Origin of the sequence: Streptomyces sp. NBC_01352 (genome assembly GCF_036237295.1) — a bacterium.
Taxonomy (GTDB): domain Bacteria; phylum Actinomycetota; class Actinomycetes; order Streptomycetales; family Streptomycetaceae; genus Streptomyces; species Streptomyces plumbiresistens.
Genome location: NZ_CP108354.1, coordinates 10,192,216 through 10,207,969, shown reverse-complemented (window position 1 = coordinate 10,207,969; position 15,754 = coordinate 10,192,216). Strand labels below are relative to the sequence as shown.

General features: G+C 70.3%; 15 protein-coding genes and 1 pseudogene. 10 read left to right on the top strand and 6 right to left on the bottom strand.

The window, feature by feature from the left end:
- Positions 1-30 precede the first annotated feature (30 nt).
- Positions 31-354: pseudogene (locus OG252_RS46875) on the bottom strand (zinc ribbon domain-containing protein); the annotation flags it as partial.
- Positions 355-651: 297 nt separating this feature from the next.
- Here OG252_RS46875 and OG252_RS46860 point away from each other — a divergent pair.
- The 4 genes from OG252_RS46860 (at position 652) to OG252_RS46845 (ending at position 3,118) form a co-directional block, all read left to right on the top strand.
- Positions 652-1,728, top strand: coding sequence for a cupin domain-containing protein (locus tag OG252_RS46860; protein ID WP_329344148.1), 1,077 nt, complete (start codon positions 652-654; stop codon positions 1,726-1,728).
- Positions 1,725-2,555 carry a fumarylacetoacetate hydrolase family protein gene (locus tag OG252_RS46855; RefSeq protein ID WP_329344146.1) on the top strand — a complete coding sequence of 277 codons (831 nt, stop codon included), beginning with the start codon at positions 1,725-1,727 and terminating at the stop codon, positions 2,553-2,555. The genes OG252_RS46860 and OG252_RS46855 overlap by 4 nt, the downstream gene beginning before the upstream one ends.
- Positions 2,552-2,908 carry a maleylpyruvate isomerase N-terminal domain-containing protein gene (locus OG252_RS46850; RefSeq protein ID WP_329344144.1) on the top strand — a complete coding sequence of 119 codons (357 nt, stop codon included), beginning with the start codon at positions 2,552-2,554 and terminating at the stop codon, positions 2,906-2,908. Before OG252_RS46855 ends, OG252_RS46850 begins: the two co-directional genes overlap by 4 nt.
- Positions 2,909-2,980: 72 nt before the next feature.
- Positions 2,981-3,118, top strand: a complete 138-nt coding sequence (locus OG252_RS46845) for a hypothetical protein (protein WP_329344142.1) — start codon at positions 2,981-2,983, stop codon at positions 3,116-3,118.
- A gap of 159 nt (positions 3,119-3,277) precedes the next feature.
- Here OG252_RS46845 and OG252_RS46840 read toward each other — a convergent pair whose 3' ends face one another.
- Positions 3,278-3,649: an antibiotic biosynthesis monooxygenase family protein gene (locus tag OG252_RS46840; protein ID WP_329344140.1), complete on the bottom strand. Its 372-nt coding sequence runs from the start codon at positions 3,647-3,649 to the stop codon at positions 3,278-3,280.
- A gap of 136 nt (positions 3,650-3,785) precedes the next feature.
- Positions 3,786-4,580, bottom strand: a complete 795-nt coding sequence (locus OG252_RS46835; RefSeq protein WP_329344138.1) for an alpha/beta fold hydrolase — start codon at positions 4,578-4,580, stop codon at positions 3,786-3,788.
- A gap of 143 nt (positions 4,581-4,723) precedes the next feature.
- Between OG252_RS46835 and OG252_RS46830 the strand changes: the two genes are divergently transcribed.
- The 6 genes from OG252_RS46830 (at position 4,724) to OG252_RS46805 (ending at position 11,222) form a co-directional block, all read left to right on the top strand.
- Positions 4,724-5,323, top strand: coding sequence for a TetR/AcrR family transcriptional regulator (locus OG252_RS46830; RefSeq protein ID WP_329344136.1), 600 nt, complete (start codon positions 4,724-4,726; stop codon positions 5,321-5,323).
- 708 nt (positions 5,324-6,031) lie between these two features.
- Positions 6,032-7,183 carry an amidohydrolase family protein gene (locus tag OG252_RS46825; protein ID WP_329344134.1) on the top strand — a complete coding sequence of 384 codons (1,152 nt, stop codon included), beginning with the start codon at positions 6,032-6,034 and terminating at the stop codon, positions 7,181-7,183.
- Between the two features lie 287 nt (positions 7,184-7,470).
- A complete protein-coding gene (locus OG252_RS46820; protein WP_329344132.1) occupies positions 7,471-8,409 on the top strand; it encodes an ABC transporter ATP-binding protein in 939 nt (312 codons plus the stop codon).
- Positions 8,406-9,251 (top strand): ABC transporter permease subunit, encoded by an 846-nt coding sequence (locus OG252_RS46815; RefSeq protein ID WP_266445604.1) that lies wholly within the window; start codon positions 8,406-8,408, stop codon positions 9,249-9,251. The genes OG252_RS46820 and OG252_RS46815 overlap by 4 nt, the downstream gene beginning before the upstream one ends.
- 37 nt (positions 9,252-9,288) lie before the next feature.
- A complete protein-coding gene (locus OG252_RS46810; protein WP_329344129.1) occupies positions 9,289-10,560 on the top strand; it encodes a sensor histidine kinase in 1,272 nt (423 codons plus the stop codon).
- A complete protein-coding gene (locus OG252_RS46805; RefSeq protein ID WP_266445598.1) occupies positions 10,557-11,222 on the top strand; it encodes a response regulator in 666 nt (221 codons plus the stop codon). The genes OG252_RS46810 and OG252_RS46805 overlap by 4 nt, the downstream gene beginning before the upstream one ends.
- Before the next feature lie 64 nt (positions 11,223-11,286).
- On the opposite strand, the gene OG252_RS46800 is transcribed toward OG252_RS46805, so the two are convergent.
- The 3 genes from OG252_RS46800 to OG252_RS46790 form a co-directional block, all read right to left on the bottom strand.
- Positions 11,287-12,426 (bottom strand): XdhC family protein, encoded by a 1,140-nt coding sequence (locus OG252_RS46800; protein WP_329344127.1) that lies wholly within the window; start codon positions 12,424-12,426, stop codon positions 11,287-11,289.
- 159 nt (positions 12,427-12,585) lie between these two features.
- Positions 12,586-14,775: a xanthine dehydrogenase family protein molybdopterin-binding subunit gene (locus OG252_RS46795; RefSeq protein ID WP_329344125.1), complete on the bottom strand. Its 2,190-nt coding sequence runs from the start codon at positions 14,773-14,775 to the stop codon at positions 12,586-12,588.
- Positions 14,772-15,752, bottom strand: coding sequence for an FAD binding domain-containing protein (locus tag OG252_RS46790; RefSeq protein ID WP_329344123.1), 981 nt, complete (start codon positions 15,750-15,752; stop codon positions 14,772-14,774). Before OG252_RS46790 ends, OG252_RS46795 begins: the two co-directional genes overlap by 4 nt.
- Positions 15,753-15,754: the final 2 nt, after the last annotated feature.

Here is a 15,754-nt window from a genome sequence, read left to right as displayed (position 1 = left end):
CTCCCCTCCCTGACGGAGGGGATTCCTGGCTCAGGCCGCCTCCTGGAGCAGCACTCCAGGAGGTCTTGCGCCCTCGGCACCAGCCGGGTTGAGACCAGCCCGGACGAGCATGACGCGTGCGGAGTTCTTGTCCCGTGGGGATGCGCTTCCGCATGCGGTGCAGGTGTAGGTGCGCTCACCCAGCGGCAGGCGATGCTTGGCTCTCGCATCGCAGTGCGCGCAGTCCATCGTGGTGTGCGCGGGGTTCACGAGGCGGATGTCCCGCCCGTGTTTGCGGCCCATCTCGATCAGAGCCTTCTTGGTGGCGCCGATGGCGGCGTCAGCGGCCTTGCGGGCCATGGTGGTCCTGGTGACTTCGGCCGCTCCCGCACCAAAGCGCACAAGGACATCGAAGCGCGGCTGCCCATGGCGCGCCGGGCCGGGATGCCCACGTACACGAAGAAGCACGAGGCGCTGCCGTCCCTCGACTGCACCAGGCGCGGGGCACGTGGCCTTCTGGCCGGTCGCTTTGTTATGCAGGTGACGGCCCTGGACTTGGCGACACACTCGTTCCACACCCAGCGACACCGGTCCCAGTCCGCCGCCAGGGTCGTGCGGGCAGTGGACGACACGCGCAGCCGGTAAGTGTACCGGGCATGCTCGACCTCCACAGTGACCGACACCACCAGCGAACAGACCGAGCGCAAGCTGCGCGACGAGCTGTACGCGGACTTCGAGACCGCCGGCCTGATCCCGCTGTGGACCCAGGTGGACGACCTCATGCCGATGTCGCCGCAGCCCGCCGCGGTCCCGCACCTGTGGCGGTGGGCGGAGCTGCTGCCCATCGCACAGCGCTCCGGAGAGCTCGTACCGGTGGGACGTGGCGGCGAGCGCCGCGCCATGGCCCTGTCCAACCCCGGCCTGCCGGGCCGTCCTTACGCCACCGCGACCCTGTGGACCGCGATCCAGTACCTGGGCCCGCGCGAGGTCGCCCCCTCGCACCGCCACAGCCAAGGCGCCTTCCGGTTCGTCGTCGAAGGCGAGGGCGTGTGGACCAACGTCGACGGGGACGCGGTGGCGATGCGGCGCGGCGACCTGCTGCTCACGCCGAGCTGGGCCTTCCACGAGCACCAGAACGTCACCGACAAGCCGATGGCCTGGCTCGACGGCCTCGACATCCCGCTCGTCTCCCAACTGGACGCCGGCTTCTTCGAGTTCGGCCCCGACGACCTCTCCACCCGCGAAACCCCCGAGCGCTCGCGCGGCGAGCGACTGTGGGGCCACCCCGGGCTGCGCCCGATCGGCCGGCCCGACCAGCCCAACTCCCCGCTGGGCGCCTACCGCTGGGAACACACCGACGCCGCCCTCACCGCCCAGCTGGAGCTGGAGAGCGAAGGCGTACCCGGCGTGCTGGAGCCCGGGCACGCCGGAGTGCGCTTCTCCAACCCCACCACCGGCAGGGACGCCCTGGTCACGATGCGCACCGAGATGCGCCGACTGCGGGCCGGCACCCAGACCGTCCCGGTGCGCACGGTCGGCTCCGCGGTCTGGCAGGTGTTCGACGGTGAGGCGGTCGCCCATGTCGGCGACAAGGTCTTCGAGATAGCCAAGGGCGACCTGTTCGTCGTCCCGTCCTGGTGCGAGGTCTCGCTGTCCGCCCGCACCCAGGTCGACCTTTTCCGTTTCAGCGACGAACCCGTCTACGAGGCCCTGGGCCTCGCCCGCACCGCCCGAGGAGAACACAAGTGAAGCTCGCCACCATCCGGGTCAACGGCACCACCCGTGCCGTCCGCGTCGACGAGGACAAGGCCGTGGACCTGGGCGAGAGCGACCTGGTGGCGTTCCTGCGCCACGGCGACTGGGCGGCACGGGCCGCGGACGCCGACGGCGAGACGTACGAAGGCGCCCTGGACTACGCCCCGGTGGTCGTCGCCCCGGAGAAGGTCGTGTGCGTCGGCCTCAACTACCGCACCCACATTCTGGAGATGGGGCGCGAACTCCCCTCGCATCCGACGCTGTTCAACAAGTACGCGCGGGCACTGGTCGGCGCGTACGACGACGTGACCCTGCCCGCCGCGTCCGCGCAGATGGACTGGGAGGCCGAACTCGGCGTCGTCATCGGGGCCGAGGTCCGGCACGCCGACACGGAGCAGGCGCGGGCCGCGATCGCCGGGTACACCATGCTCAACGACGTCACCGCCCGCGACTGGCAGTACCGCACCACCCAGTGGGACCAGGGCAAGACCTTCGAGGCCACCACCCCCATCGGGCCGTGGCTGGTGACCGCCGACGACCCCGCAGTCGCCGCCCCTGGCCTGAGCCTGACCTGTGAAGTCGACGGCGACACGGTCCAGAAGGCCGACACCGGCGACCTCGTCTTCGACCCGGCCACCCTGGTCGCGTACCTGTCCGAAATCATCACTCTGGTGCCCGGCGACGTCATCGCCACCGGTACTCCGGGCGGAGTGGGCCATGCCCGCAAGCCCGCCCGCTATCTCCAGGACGGTTCGGCCCTCGTCACCCGGATCGAGGGGATCGGCGAGTGCCGCAACACCTGTCGCCGGGAGTCGCGGTGAGCACACGCCCCGCCGCGATGCTGGAGCGGGCGGCCAAGGGCACGGCGGCCTTCGAAGCCGCCGTGCCCTGGCTGACCGACTCGGCGTTCACCAAGCCCTCGTACCTGGCGGGCTGGAGCCGGGCCCACGTCGTCGCCCACGTCGCCCGCAACGCCGACGCGCTTCTCAACGCCGTGCCGGCCGTCGTCCAGCGCTGGATCGACGCCGTGGCCTCCGGTCGCCACCCCGCCCCGCCCGCACTACGGCTGTTGCAAGTGGGTGGCGCCCGCCGCGCGCCGGAGGGCGCCCGCCGCGCCGAACCCGTGCTCGGTGGCACGCTCCAGCAGGTGCTCGGCAGGCAGAGGGCCTGCTGAAGTACACGCGTTCCGACGACCCCGACGACATCAAGACCGAGACGCAGGGGCGCCCCATGTGTCCTCACCGCGATGCAGGTGGCCCGTCACAAGCTGCCCGAGGACCTGCTGATCGTGGACGAACTTCCGTTGACGAAGGTCGGCAGAGTCGACAGGAAGCGCCTGCGGGATGTCGTCCGTGGCAAGGCTGACTCCGTCGAGGCGGTGTGAAGGCGTTCGCCGCCGCAGAGGGCGAGCGAAGACGTTGTGGTGATGCTCCCACTCTCCCTCAGGGAGGCGAAGCAGCATCCTCAGGGAGTCGAAGCAGCATCGCCGGCCCTCTGACGGTACCTGGGGAACAGCTCCAGATACCGCCATCACCGTACGTCGTCATTCCCCTTCGCAGACGCCCTCGACAGCGACCTTCTGGTACAGGTGCGGGTAGGCGACGGTGCCGGCAGGGTAGCCCTCCAGGTGAGAGGCGAACTCCGGCGTGCCGAGCGCTGCGCGGAGGTGCTCGGTGGATTTCCAGACCGCGACGTTGGTGAACAGCCGGCTGCCGCCGATGCCCCGGTACAACTGCACGGAAAGAAGGCTCCCCGACTTCTTCATGTACTCCGCGTCGTCCGTCCAGGCGGCCACCACCTCGTCCTCCTTGCCTTCCGGTGCGACAAACGTGTTGATGATCGTGACCGGGCCGGCCTTCTCCTTCTGCTGGTCGCGGAACTGGGCGGACTCGTCGAGGCTGCCGAAGTTGAGCATGGTTCCTCCATGAACTCGAGAGGGGAAGTGGGTCTACGAACCCACACAGATTCAAGTGATTCGGGACCGGGAGGCCGCCGATTCAGGGTGAGGGGCTACGCCGCTGTTCGCTGCGTGGCCCCGTCGGCGTGTGCTTTCAGGCGTGGTGCTTGCCGAGGAAGTCGGTGGTGAGCTGCAGCCATTCGTCGGTGCGTTCCAGCATGGGCAGGTGGCCGGTGGGGATGTCAGCGAGTTGGGCGTCGGGGATGGTGTCGGCGAGGTGGCGGTGCAGGGCGGTGGAGACGAGCCGGTCGTCGGTGGTGGAGATGACCAGGGTGGGGGCGGTGATGGCGGTGAGGTCGTCGCGGACGTCGAGCCGGCCGACGAGGTCGGTCTGTTCGGAGCTGCCGTCGGCCGCGGTGGCGGCGGCGTAGCCGAGGGTCTGCTGCAGTTGCTCGGACGGCATCGACTCCAGTGCCTGGCTGCCGAGGGCCATCAGCAGCAGGAATTCGGCGAGCAGTTCGCGGTCGCCGGACGCGGCGATCTTGCTCCAGACCGAGGAGGCGAGGGCGAGCCGGTTGTCGCGGTGCGGGAAGGCGGCGGTCAGGACGAGTGCGGTGACGCGTTCGGGGTGGCGGGTGGCGGCGCGGATGGCGACCGGGCCGCCGAGGGAGTAGCCGGACACGGCGAAGCGGTCGAGGCCCTCCGCGTCGGCGGCGGCGATGAGCTGGTCGGCGAGGTCGTCGACGGACAGTGCGGTGGTGGAGCGGGGGGTGTCGCCGCTGCCGGGGTAGTCGATGCCGACGACGGTGTAGCGGGCGGCGAGAGCCTCCAGCACGGGACCGTAGGTGCCGGCCAGGCTGCTGCCCGCGCCGTGGGCGAGGAGCAGGCCCGGGCCGGAGCCCAGGCGAGTACGGGCGAACGTCGTTTCGACCAGATTCCGAGATGACATGACCATTCACCTTTCACAGGGATACCGACTCGCACGAATCATCCAGTGCGTGTGATTACCCTTCATGTCTATCACACGCAGCGTATGATTCGGGCTGTGGCGTCAATCACACTCGCCGTATGATGTGCCGGTAGGGTGGCGGTATGAAGCAGCCCCTCCATCGCCGTCGGCCGACCCCGGGCAACCCGCGCGTGCAGCGCACCCGCAACCACGTGCTGGCCACCGCGCGCGAACTGCTGCCTCAAGTCGGACCGTCCGGACTGACGTACGCCCTGCTGGCCGAGCGAGCAGACGTCACCCGCCAGACCCTCTACCGGCACTGGCCCACCCGAGCCGCACTCCTCTTCGACCTCGTCCTCGAAGGCCCCGACCTCGGCACCTATCCCGAACCGGGCACCGACGTACGTGACGTGGCCACGGCCTGGCTGAAGAGCCTGCGCGCCGGAGTCAGCGTGCCGGCCGTCCGCACCGCGGCTCTGGCCGTCGCCGCCCAGGCCGACCACGACCCCGACAGTGCCCGGGCACTCGTCCGCATCGGCGAAGACCGCTACGCCGGCTTCAACAGGCTGCTGGAGCCTTCGGGTATCCAGATCAGCGAAGACGAGTTCACCCTGCTGTACGGGCCTGTCCTCGCCCGGCTGTTCCTGGACCGCGGCGAGGTCACCGACACCTTCATCGACGCGGTCGTCGCTCAGTGGCTCACCATGCTGGAGCGCGCCGGCACGCTGCAGGACTCCCAGTAGTAGTCGCCGGGAGCTGTTTACGGTGTGGTCGACCATCGGCGTCGAACCTCGAGAACAGGCAGGCCAACATCTGCACTGTTGGATCGCCGATTCACCTGCACCCGGTCACGCCGGCCGCACCAAGAGCTGACCTCCTACTCCTGACGGAGACCGCTTCGGGAAGTGGACGTAAGTCCGGCGATTGGCTTCATGGAAGCTTCATGGGCTGAGTGGCACGTGCTTTATGAGGCGGCTGTTGTCTGGCGGTCATGCACGTACTCCTCGTCCCGCCGGTGGACAGCGTTGATCACCCTGCTGTGCGGCACCTGACGACGGCGGTTGACACCGCGCTGTCCGGATCCGTTGTGATCGGCGCGTTCCTTCGTCCGGGGTCGGCGGGGTTGCTCGCGGCACAGCCGACCCCGGCCGGCGCGGATACGCCGACGCCATGGGGTTCCCGCGCATGAGCGCCGAATAGGCCTGCTGGCGGCAACTGGCCGTGCCTGGGCGCGACTTGGCCGCTTGCGCTCTCCGATCGGCCTGGACCGCGCGCCCACCCGCCGCCCGAGGAGAGAGCGGACTCCATTACGGCGGGGACCACCGCCGTCCCGCGCAGGCCCTGCCCGGCCTGGCGACGGCGCCGTGACGCACGCACATACGACCTGACTCGCACACAGAATGAAGAGGGAACTGGAAATGAACCTGCGACGGAACATCTCGCGTCGAAGGATGATCGAAGGAGCATCGGCCGCGGCGATCGTCACGGCGGCCGCGGCCACGGTGCCTGCTGCCATGGCCAGTCCGGAGGCGGCGGCGTCCGGCCCGGGGCTGCCCAAGGGCAACTGGCGTATCGACACCCACGCGCACTACTCCCCCGACGTGTACAACGACTACCTGAAGCGCTATGGCCTGCTCGGCGCCATTACCGGGGCGTACGGTCCGTGGTCGGTCGATCGGCACCTGGCCTTCATGGACCAGTACCGGATCCAGGCCAGCGTCCTGTCGTTCGGCGACCTCCAGGTCACCGTCGGCCCGGTCGACGACCGGCGCGCCACCGCCCGCGCGGTCAACGACTACGCCCGCGACCTCGTGCAGACCCGTGGTGACCGGTTCGGGATCTTCGCGGTCACCCCGATGCCCGACATCGACGGCTCGGTGACCGAAGTGGACCGCGCGCTCGGCGAACTGGATCTCGACGGCATCTGCCTGCTCACCAACTACAAGGGCACCTACCTGGGGGACCCTTCCTTCAAGCCTCTGTACGAGATCCTCAATGACCGCGGCGCCTACGTCTACGTCCACCCGACGGGCCCGGAGAACAACCCGGCTCCCAAGCTCTGCTTCGGCCCCGACATCCCGGCCGGCAACAACGTCTTCGAGTACAACTTCGACGCGACCCGTGCGATGACGAGCCTGATCTACAACGGTGTCCTGCGGGACTACCCGAACATCCGCTGGCACTTCACGCACTGCGGCGGGGCACTGCCGTTCCTGGCCTTCCGGCTCGCGACACGGCACTCGGCCTTCCCGCCGTTCAATGAGGTGCTGCCAGAAGGGCCCCTCAAGTACATCAAGCGGATGTTCTTCGACAATGCACAGGCGTTCACCGCCGCGCAGTTGGAGCCGCTGTCGTCGCTGGTGCCCGCCGACCACATCATGTTCGGCAGCGACTGGCCGGCGACCCGCCACCTCTACGCGGCCGACAACGTCGAGACGATGCCCTTCCTCAAGGGCAGCCTGCCGAATCTCAAGGCAGGCGACCCCGAACCGACCGTCGACGAGATCTTCAGCCGGCGCGAGCGGATCGCTCTCGAGCGGACCAACGCCCTCGAGCAGTTCCCGAAGCTGAAGGCGCGTATACGCCGCGCCGGCTCGCGCTGAGCCGCGAGCGCACGCCATGCCCGCCGCCCGATGCCCCGTCGGCGGGGCATCGGGCGGCGCTCTGTGCAAAGGCCGGCGCCGGCCGACGGATCCGCAGGTCACGATCATCTGGAGTCGACGGTCGACCTCGTTCGACCACAGCGAGCGGCGACGAGCGTCACCCCACGGTCGCTGCCGCCCACAGCGGCGTACCACGGTCGTGGTACAGGCAGTGACCGCCGTGGGGCGACGCAGAAACCGGCCCCCTTGCAAGAACCTTGAGGCCTGGAACAACACGGAGGTGGCTGGTGATCGAGGTGAACAACCTCAGCAAGAGGTACGGCGACAAGCTCGCGGTCGACGCGCTGAGCTTCACCGTGCGTCCTGGAGTGGTGACGGGCTTCCTCGGGCCCAACGGGGCGGGCAAGTCGACGACGATGCGGATGGTCATGGGTCTTGACCGCCCGTCGTCCGGAACCGTCCGCGTCAACGGCCGCCTCTACGAGGAGCACAAGGCCCCACTGGAGGAGATCGGGGCGTTGCTGGAAGCGAAGTCGATCCACCCCGGGCGCTCGGCGTATCACCACCTGCTCGCGCTGGCGGCGAGCAGCGGCATCGGCAAGCAGCGGGTGCTTGAGGTGATCGACATGGTCGGCCTGACGGAGGTGGCCCGCAAGCGGGCGGGCGGCTTCTCGCTGGGTATGGGGCAGCGGCTGGGCATCGCCTCTGCACTGCTCGGCGACCCGCGGATCGTCATGCTGGACGAGCCGGTCAACGGCCTCGACCCCGAAGGCGTGCTGTGGATCCGCAACCTCCTGAAAGACCTCGCGGACCAGGGCCGGACCGTCTTCGTCTCCTCCCATCTGATGACCGAGATGGCGTTGATCGCCGAGGACCTCATCGTGATCGGGCGCGGCCGGCTGCTGTCCGCGGGGCCACTCGCCGACTTCATCGCCCAGTCCGCCGGCCGGAGCGTACGGGTGCAGTCGCCGCAGGCCGCGTCCCTGCGTGACCTGCTGGTGGGTGACGGCGTCTCGGTCAGCAGCAGCCGGCCCGGCGTGCTGGACGTCCAGGGGCTGGAGGCCGCCGAGATCGGCGAACGCGCCGCGGCCGCCGGACTGGTGCTGCACGAGTTGTTCGTTCAGGAGGCCTCGCTGGAGGAGGCGTTCATGGAGCTGACCCGCGACTCCGTCGAATACCACGCCACCACCACCGAGTTGGCCACCGCCGGAAGGACGAACCGATGAGCACCACCGCCCTCGGCACACAGGACGCACAGAAGACGACCGGGACCGCCGGTCGGCATGCGGGCGGTCAGCGGGTCACCTTTCCGCGGGTCGTCCACATGGAATGGATCAAACTGCGGTCGCTGCGCTCGACGCTCTACACGCTGGCGATCACCGTGGCCCTGGTCATCGGCTTCGGGCTGCTGTTCAGCAGTGTGGTCGGCTCCGGAGACGGCCCGGGGGAGGACGATTTCGGGGACCCGACCTCGATCAGCCTGGGCGGGGTGATGCTCGCCTCGCTGGCCGTCGCGGTGCTCGGTGTCCTGATGAGCGCAGGCGAATACGCCACCGGATCCATCCGCGCCACGCTGGCCGCGGTCCCCTCACGCCTGCCGGTGTTGTGGGGCAAGGTGACCGTCTTCGCCGCGGTGAGCTTCGTGCTCATGTCCGTCGCGGTCCTGGGGGCCTTCCTGGCGGGCCAGTCGGTCCTGTCCTCCCGCGGTCTGGACACCACAGCGCTGTCCGATCCAGGGGTGTTCCGGGCGCTTGTCGGCGCGGCGGTCTACCTCACCGGAGCCGGACTGATCGGACTGGCGGTCGGCGTCCTGCTGCGCAACACCGCCGGAGCGATCACCCTCGTGGTGGGCGCGCTGTTCGTGGTGCCCGGCCTGATCCAGCTGCTGCCGAGCAGTTGGAACGAGGCCATCGGCCCGTACCTGCCGTCGAACGCCGCGAACGCGGTCATGACGGTGCGGACGGCCGGCGACTCGCTGTCACCCGGGTCCGGGCTCGCGGTGTTCGCCGGCTACATCGTCGTGCTCCTGGCGGGCGCGGCCGTACTGTTCAAGCGACGGGACGCGTGACCCCGGTTGCGGGTCTGTACCAAGGAACGGTGAAGCCGTGATCGGACCGGCGTCGCTGCGACGGCTCACCGGCGCTCACCCGCGCCTGCTGGACGCCGCCCTCGCCACCCTCGTGGGCGGTGTCGGCCTGCTGCCCCTGCTGTTCGGGCGGTGGCCCGACGGCGTACGGCCCTCGGGCGCCGACGCCGTCGCCGCGGCGGCCGCGTTCCTGCTTCTGCTGGCCCGCCGCCGCGCACCGCTGCCCGTCCTGGCGCTGACAGTGGTCGGGGAGGTGGCCTTCACCGTCCTCGCGTCGTATCCGTCGCGGGTGCTGAAGGTCGCCGCGTTGATCGCGGTCTACACCGTGGCCCGAACGGTCCGCCGGCGGACCGCCTTGATCGCCGTCTCGGCCACGGCCCTCTCCCTGTACGCGGTCATCACCTATGCGACGGATTCGGCCGCCGGCCCGGAGGCCGGCGCCGTGTTCGCCTGGACCGGGATGTTCGCCGCCGTCGGGGCCACCGTACGCACCTGGCACGCCTACGCCGCCGCGATGGAGGAGCGGGCGCTGCGGGCGGAGGCGACCAAGGAGGAAGAGGCCCGCCGCCGGGTCGCCGAAGAGCGGCTGCGCATCGCGCGGGAACTCCACGACGTGATCGCCCACCACATCGCCCTGATCACCATTCAGGCAGGGGTCGCCGGTCACTTCCTGCGAGGCCGGCCGGATCAGGCCGAGGTGGCGCTCGGTCACATCCGTGAAGCCGGCTGCACGGTCCTGGACGAACTGGGCCCGCTGCTGCACGTACTGCGCGAGTCCGGTGACGGGACGACGGACGAGACGCAGCCGACCGAACCCGTGCCGGGCCTGTCCCGCCTCGGCGGGCTCCTCGAATCGCTGACCGCCGCCGGGCTGAGCGTCCGCCACCGGCAGTCCGGCCCTCCGCGCCCCCTGCCCACCGCCATCGACCTGGCCGCCTACCGTGTCATCCAGGAAGGGCTGACCAACGCCCACAAGCACGGCGCGACCGCCGAGGCGGACCTGCTCATCGAGTACGGGCCCGACGAACTGCGCATCCGGATCACCAACCCCCTGCACTCCGGCCCGTACCCGGCGTCGGCCGCGATGGGCACCGGACACGGGCTGACGGGCATGCGCGAGCGCGCCCACGCGCTCGGCGGCAGCCTCCATGCCGGAGCGACCGCCGACGGTCGATTTCGTCTCGCTGTGCGTCTACCGCTGCCCGCGGCCGGACCACCGACCGACACGCGCACGTCGGACTGGCCGGGCACGACCCTGTCCGCGACCGCCGCCGAGGGGAGGCAGGGATGAGCATCCGCGTTCTGCTCGCCGACGACCAGGCCCTCGTGCGCACCAGCTTCCGCATGCTCATCGACTCGGAGCCGGACCTGGAGGTCGTCGGGGAGGCCGCGACGGGTGAAGAGGCGGTCGCACTGGCCCGCAGCACCCGCGCCGACGTCGTGCTGATGGACATCCGGATGCCCGACATGGACGGCCTCGCCGCCACGCGCGCCATCTCGGCGGACGAAGACCTCGCGGGCGTACGGGTACTGATCCTGACCACCTTCGAAGCCGACGAGCACGTCTTCCACGCACTGCGTGCCGGGGCCAGCGGTTTCCTCGGAAAGAGCGTGGAGCTCTCCTACCTCCTCGACGCCATCCGACTGGTCGCCCGCGGAGAGGCGCTGCTGTCGCCCAGGGCGACCAGGACCCTCATCGCCCACTACCTCGCCTCACCCGACAGGACGAGCACTCCGACCCCGGCGCTGACACCCCTGACCGACCGCGAGCGCCAAGTGCTCCATTTCGTGGCCGCCGGCCTCTCCAACGACGCCATCGCCGAACAGCTCCACATCTCGCCCTCGACCGCCAAGACCCATGTGAACCGCATCATGACCAAGCTCGGCGTCCGCGACCGCGCCCAACTCGTCGTGATCGCCTACCAGAACGGCTACGCCCACCCCGGCGCCTGACCGACCGCACACCACGCGGTGCGCCGGATGCCCGTCGGCTTTCGGACGGCGCCCGTGCGGGCGGCTACGGCACCGTCGCCAGGCCGAGCAGAGCCTGCGCGGGGTGGTGGATGGGGCCGGTGCCGTGCGTCAAGGGTCGGCCCGTGCCGCGGTTGGCGTGGGCGATGATCTCCGCGGTGATGGAGATGGCGGTCTCCTCGGGAGTGCGGGCTCCGATGTCCAGGCCGATCGGTGAGTGCAGACGGGCCAGTTGGCCCTCGGAGACGCCGGCTTCCCGGAGGAGTCCGAGGCGGTGCTCGTGGGTGCGTCGCGAGCCCATCGCGCCGACGTAGCCCACGGGCAGGGTCAGTGCCAGACGCAGCAGGGGGATGTCGAACTTGGCGTCGTGGGTGAGGACGCAGACGGCGGTGCGGGCGTCGGTCTCGGTGGCCGCGAGATAGCGGTGGGGCCAGTCGGTGACGACCTCGTCGGCGTACGGGAATCGGGCGGCGGTGGTGAAGACCGGGCGGGCGTCGCAGACGGTGACCCGGTAGCCGAGGAAGCGGCCTGCCTGACTGAGGGCGGCGGCGAAGTCGACGGCGCCGAAGATCAGCATGCGGGGGCGGGGGGCGTGGGTGTGGACGAGGACGGTCAGCTTCCGGGGACAGGTACCGGCGTCGCCACCCACGTCGATGCGGGCTGTGCGGCCCGCCCGCAGGAGCGCACGGGCGTGCGCCACGACCTGCAGGTCCACACTCCCGGAAGCGAGCGTGCCGTCGTGGGGCCCCTCGCCAGGGACGTGGAGCGTACGGCCGACGAGTTCGTCGGGACCGTCGACGATGTGGGCAACGGCTGTGGGGCGCCCCGCGAGCACGGCTTCGAGGGCTGTGCCGAGGTGGGGCTCGACGGCGGGCTCCACACGCTGTACCAGGACCTCGATATCGCCGCCGCAGGTCAGGCCGACGGCGAAGGCGTCGTCGTCGGAGTAGCCGAAGGCGGCGCGGGCGGGTGGCCCGCCGCGCGCGAGGACGTGTTGGCACAGTTCGTAGACCGCCGCTTCGACACAGCCGCCGGAGATGCTGCCGACCGCGATGCCGTCCGTGTCGACGGCGAGGGCGGTGCCGACGGGCAGGGGCGCACTGCCGCTGACGTGGACGACGGTGGCGAGGGCGAAGGAGCGGCCCTCGCCGCACCACTGCTGCAACGTGTCCGCGATGTTCAGCATGGCGGGCTTTCCGTGAGGTGGGTGACTTGGGAGGACCGCCGCCGCGCCTTGGGGGAGAAGGCCGCGGCGGCGGCCCTGGTGCCCGGCGGTGTTGCGTCGCGACCCGCCGGACGCTTGGGAGCCTGGGTCGCCGGGTGAGTGCACCGGCCGCCCAAGGGCTCAGAGCAGTGCTTCGGCGGTGATGGGCAGCTCGCGGATGCGGCGGCCGGTGGCGTTGAAGACCGCGTTGGCGATGGCGGGTGCCACTCCGACGATGACGATCTCGCCGAGTCCCTTGACGCCGATCGGGTCGGCTTCGTAGTCCTCCCCCTCGATGTAGATGGCTTTCATGTCGGGCATGTCGGCGTGGGTCGGCACGAGGTAGTCGGCGAGGTTGGCGTTGACGATCCGGCCGTCGCGGTGGTCGGTGACCGTGTGCTCGAGGAGGGCATGACCGATACCGCCGACCATGGCCCCGATGGCCTGGCTGTCGGCGAGCCTGGGGTTGATGATGCGGGCGGCGTCGTACACGCCGACCATGCGCCGCACCCGTACCAGGCCGAGGCGGGCGTCGACGGCGACTTCGGCGAAGGTCGCGGCGTAGGCGTGGAAGGAGAACTTCTCCGATTCCGACGCCCCCGCGTACGAGCCCATCGCTTCGAGGTGGGTGCGGTTGTTGCGGGCCAGCAGCCGCCGGTACGTCTCCCCGCGGGTGGGCTCGTCCTTCACAGACAGCCGACCGCCTCGTACGACGATGTCTGCGGCGTCGGCTCCGTGCAGCGGTGAGTCCTCGTCGTTGACCGCAAGGGTGATGGCCTGCTTGCGCAGCTTGTCGCAGCCGTCCTGGACAGCTGATCCGACACTGGCCATGGTCTGTGAGCCGGCGTGGACGGGGGCCGGGGGCATGAGGGAGTCGCCGAGCCGGAAGGCCACCTGACGCATGGTCAGGCCAAGGGCGTCGGCGGCTACTTGGGTCATGGACGTGGCCGTGCCGGGTCCCATGTCGCTGGTCGCGGACTGCACCAGGGCGGTGCCGTCGGCGTCAAGCCGTACCGACGCCTGGGCCGCGCTGCGCTGGGTGTCGTAGACACCGGCGGCCATACCCATACCGATGAGCCAGTCGCCGTCACGCGTCGAGCGAGGCTTGGGGTTGCGCCGGTGCCAGCCGAACTCGCGGGCGCCCACGCGGTAGCAGTCACGCAGGCGGCGGGTGGAGAACGGCAGATGGGTGGACTCGTCGGCGGCAGGTTCGTTGCGCAGCCGCAACTCGATCGGGTCCAGGCCCAGTTCGTGGGCGAGTTCGTCCATCGCCGACTCGACGGGGAAGGCACCGCTGGCGTAGCCGGGGCCGCGCATGAACCACGGCGTGCTCACGTCCAGCGGGACGTGACGGTACGCCTGACGCACGTTGGGCGTGCTGTAGAGCATCCGGCCGGGTTCCAGGATGTGTTCGGTGTGCCGTTCGTAGCGGGAACTCTCGGTGCGGATGTCGTGCGCCGACGCGGTCAGGCGGCCCTGCCGGTTGCCGCCGAGGCTCAGTTCGTACTCGTAGGCGGGCCGGAATCCCACGCCGAAGTACAACTGCCTGCGCGTGAGGACGAGTTTCACGGGGCGTTTCACTTCGCGGGCGGCCAGGGCCGCGGTGACGGCGTGCACGTAGGTACGGGCGGCGCTGCCGAAAGCCCCGCCGACGAACGGCGAGATGACGCGGACGTTGCCCGGCGGGATGCCGAACTCACCGGCCAGGGTGCGCACGGCGCCTACCACGTTCTGGGTCTTCTCCCAGACGGTCAGCCGGTCACCGTCCCAGCGTGCGACGGTGGCGTGCGGCTCTATCGGGTTGTGGTGGTTGCGGGCCATCCGGTACGTAAGGTCCAGCCGGACCGGGGCGGATTCCAGGGCTGCGTCGGCGTCGCCGCGCGCATAGGTCTCCGGGTCGTCGGCGGGTTCCGTGCCGCTGATGTCGGTCGAGACGGACTCGGCATCGCAGGAGACCCGCACCAGACTCGCGGCGTGCTGTGCGCTCTCCAGCGTGGTCGCCACCACGACCGCGACGGGCTGACCGAAGAACCGGACCCGGTCGTCCTGGAAGGCACGCAGCCGCCGGCCCGGCGGGAATCCCCCTTGGACGGGCGGCAGCTTGGGCGCGTTGAGGTGACTGAGCACCTTCAGGACGCCGGTTTCGGCTTCGGCGGCGCGGGCGTCGATGCCGGTGACACGGCCCCGGCCGACACTGCTCTCGACGAGAACCGCGTGCACGACCCCGTCGGGGCTGTTGTCGGCGGCGTACTTCGCTTTGCCGGTCACCCTCAGCCGTGCGTCGACCCGGGGCTCCGCCGCACCGACGGCGGCCTGCGGCTGCGGGCTCATTTAATGCCTCCTACGGTGCTCAGCTGGCGTTCGACGGTGCGTTTGAGGAGTTCGACCTTGAAGCGGTTGTGCGCAAGGGGGCGGGCCCCGACGGCCGCTTGCTGCGCGGCGGCCGCCCACAACGCCGCCGAGGGACGCTCACCCACGAGATGCAACTCGACGGCGGGCAGCTTCCACGGCACCGTGCCCACTCCCCCGGCGGCCACCTTCGCCTCCTGGATCACGCCACCGCGCACGTGCAGCGCGACTGCCGCCGAGGTCAGCGCGAACTCGTACGACTGCCGGTCACGCACCTTCAGGTAGCCGGACTTCAGAGGGCGCGGAAGTGCCGGGATCTCGACCGCCGTGATCAACTCGCCCTGCCGGAGGGCCTGTTCGCGGTTCGGGGTGCTGCCCGGCGGCAGCAGGAAGTCCGCGAAGGCGACCCGGCGTTCCCCGTCCGGGCCCAGCAGGTGCACGGTCGCCTCCAGCGCGGCGAAGGCCACGGCCACGTCGGAGGGGTGGGTGGCCACGCAGTCGTCGGAGGTACCGAGGATCGCGTGGGTGCGGTTGAAGCCCTCCCGCGCCGCGCAGCCCGAGCCGGGGTCGCGCTTGTTGCAGTCGGCGCTCACGTCCCGGAAGTACGTGCACCGGGTGCGCTGCATGATGTTGCCGCCGATGGTGGCCATGTTGCGCAGCTGGGCGGACGCGCTCAGCTCCAGCGCCTGCGAGATGACCGGGTAGAGGGTGCGCACCTTGGGGTGGGCGGCGGCCTCGGACATCCGTACCAGGGCGCCGATGCGCAGGCCCCCGCGCTCGGTGACGGTGACCTCGCTCAGCGGCAGCGCGCTGATGTCGACGAGCGTGTCGGGGTGTTCGACGGTCTCCCGCATGAGGTCGACGAGCGTGGTGCCGCCGGCGATGTAACGCCCGCCGCGCCGACCGGCGTCGAGGGCCTCACGCGTGTCCGCGGCCTTGGTGTAGGTGAAGGGATACATGG

What these genes read in the sequence shown, in the direction of transcription:
- OG252_RS46830 (WP_329344136.1), top strand. Translation starts at nt 4,724, where the DNA reads ATGAAGCAGCCCCTCCATCGCCGTCGGCCGACCCCGGGCAACCCGCGC.
- OG252_RS46815 (WP_266445604.1), top strand. Translation starts at nt 8,406, where the DNA reads ATGAGCACCACCGCCCTCGGCACACAGGACGCACAGAAGACGACCGGG.
- OG252_RS46835 (WP_329344138.1), bottom strand. Translation starts at nt 4,580, where the DNA reads ATGTCATCTCGGAATCTGGTCGAAACGACGTTCGCCCGTACTCGCCTG.
- OG252_RS46825 (WP_329344134.1), top strand. Translation starts at nt 6,032, where the DNA reads ATGATCGAAGGAGCATCGGCCGCGGCGATCGTCACGGCGGCCGCGGCC.
- OG252_RS46805 (WP_266445598.1), top strand. Translation starts at nt 10,557, where the DNA reads ATGAGCATCCGCGTTCTGCTCGCCGACGACCAGGCCCTCGTGCGCACC.
- OG252_RS46790 (WP_329344123.1), bottom strand. Translation starts at nt 15,752, where the DNA reads ATGTATCCCTTCACCTACACCAAGGCCGCGGACACGCGTGAGGCCCTC.
- OG252_RS46845 (WP_329344142.1), top strand. Translation starts at nt 2,981, where the DNA reads ATGCAGGTGGCCCGTCACAAGCTGCCCGAGGACCTGCTGATCGTGGAC.
- OG252_RS46840 (WP_329344140.1), bottom strand. Translation starts at nt 3,649, where the DNA reads ATGCTCAACTTCGGCAGCCTCGACGAGTCCGCCCAGTTCCGCGACCAG.
- OG252_RS46800 (WP_329344127.1), bottom strand. Translation starts at nt 12,426, where the DNA reads ATGCTGAACATCGCGGACACGTTGCAGCAGTGGTGCGGCGAGGGCCGC.
- OG252_RS46795 (WP_329344125.1), bottom strand. Translation starts at nt 14,775, where the DNA reads ATGAGCCCGCAGCCGCAGGCCGCCGTCGGTGCGGCGGAGCCCCGGGTC.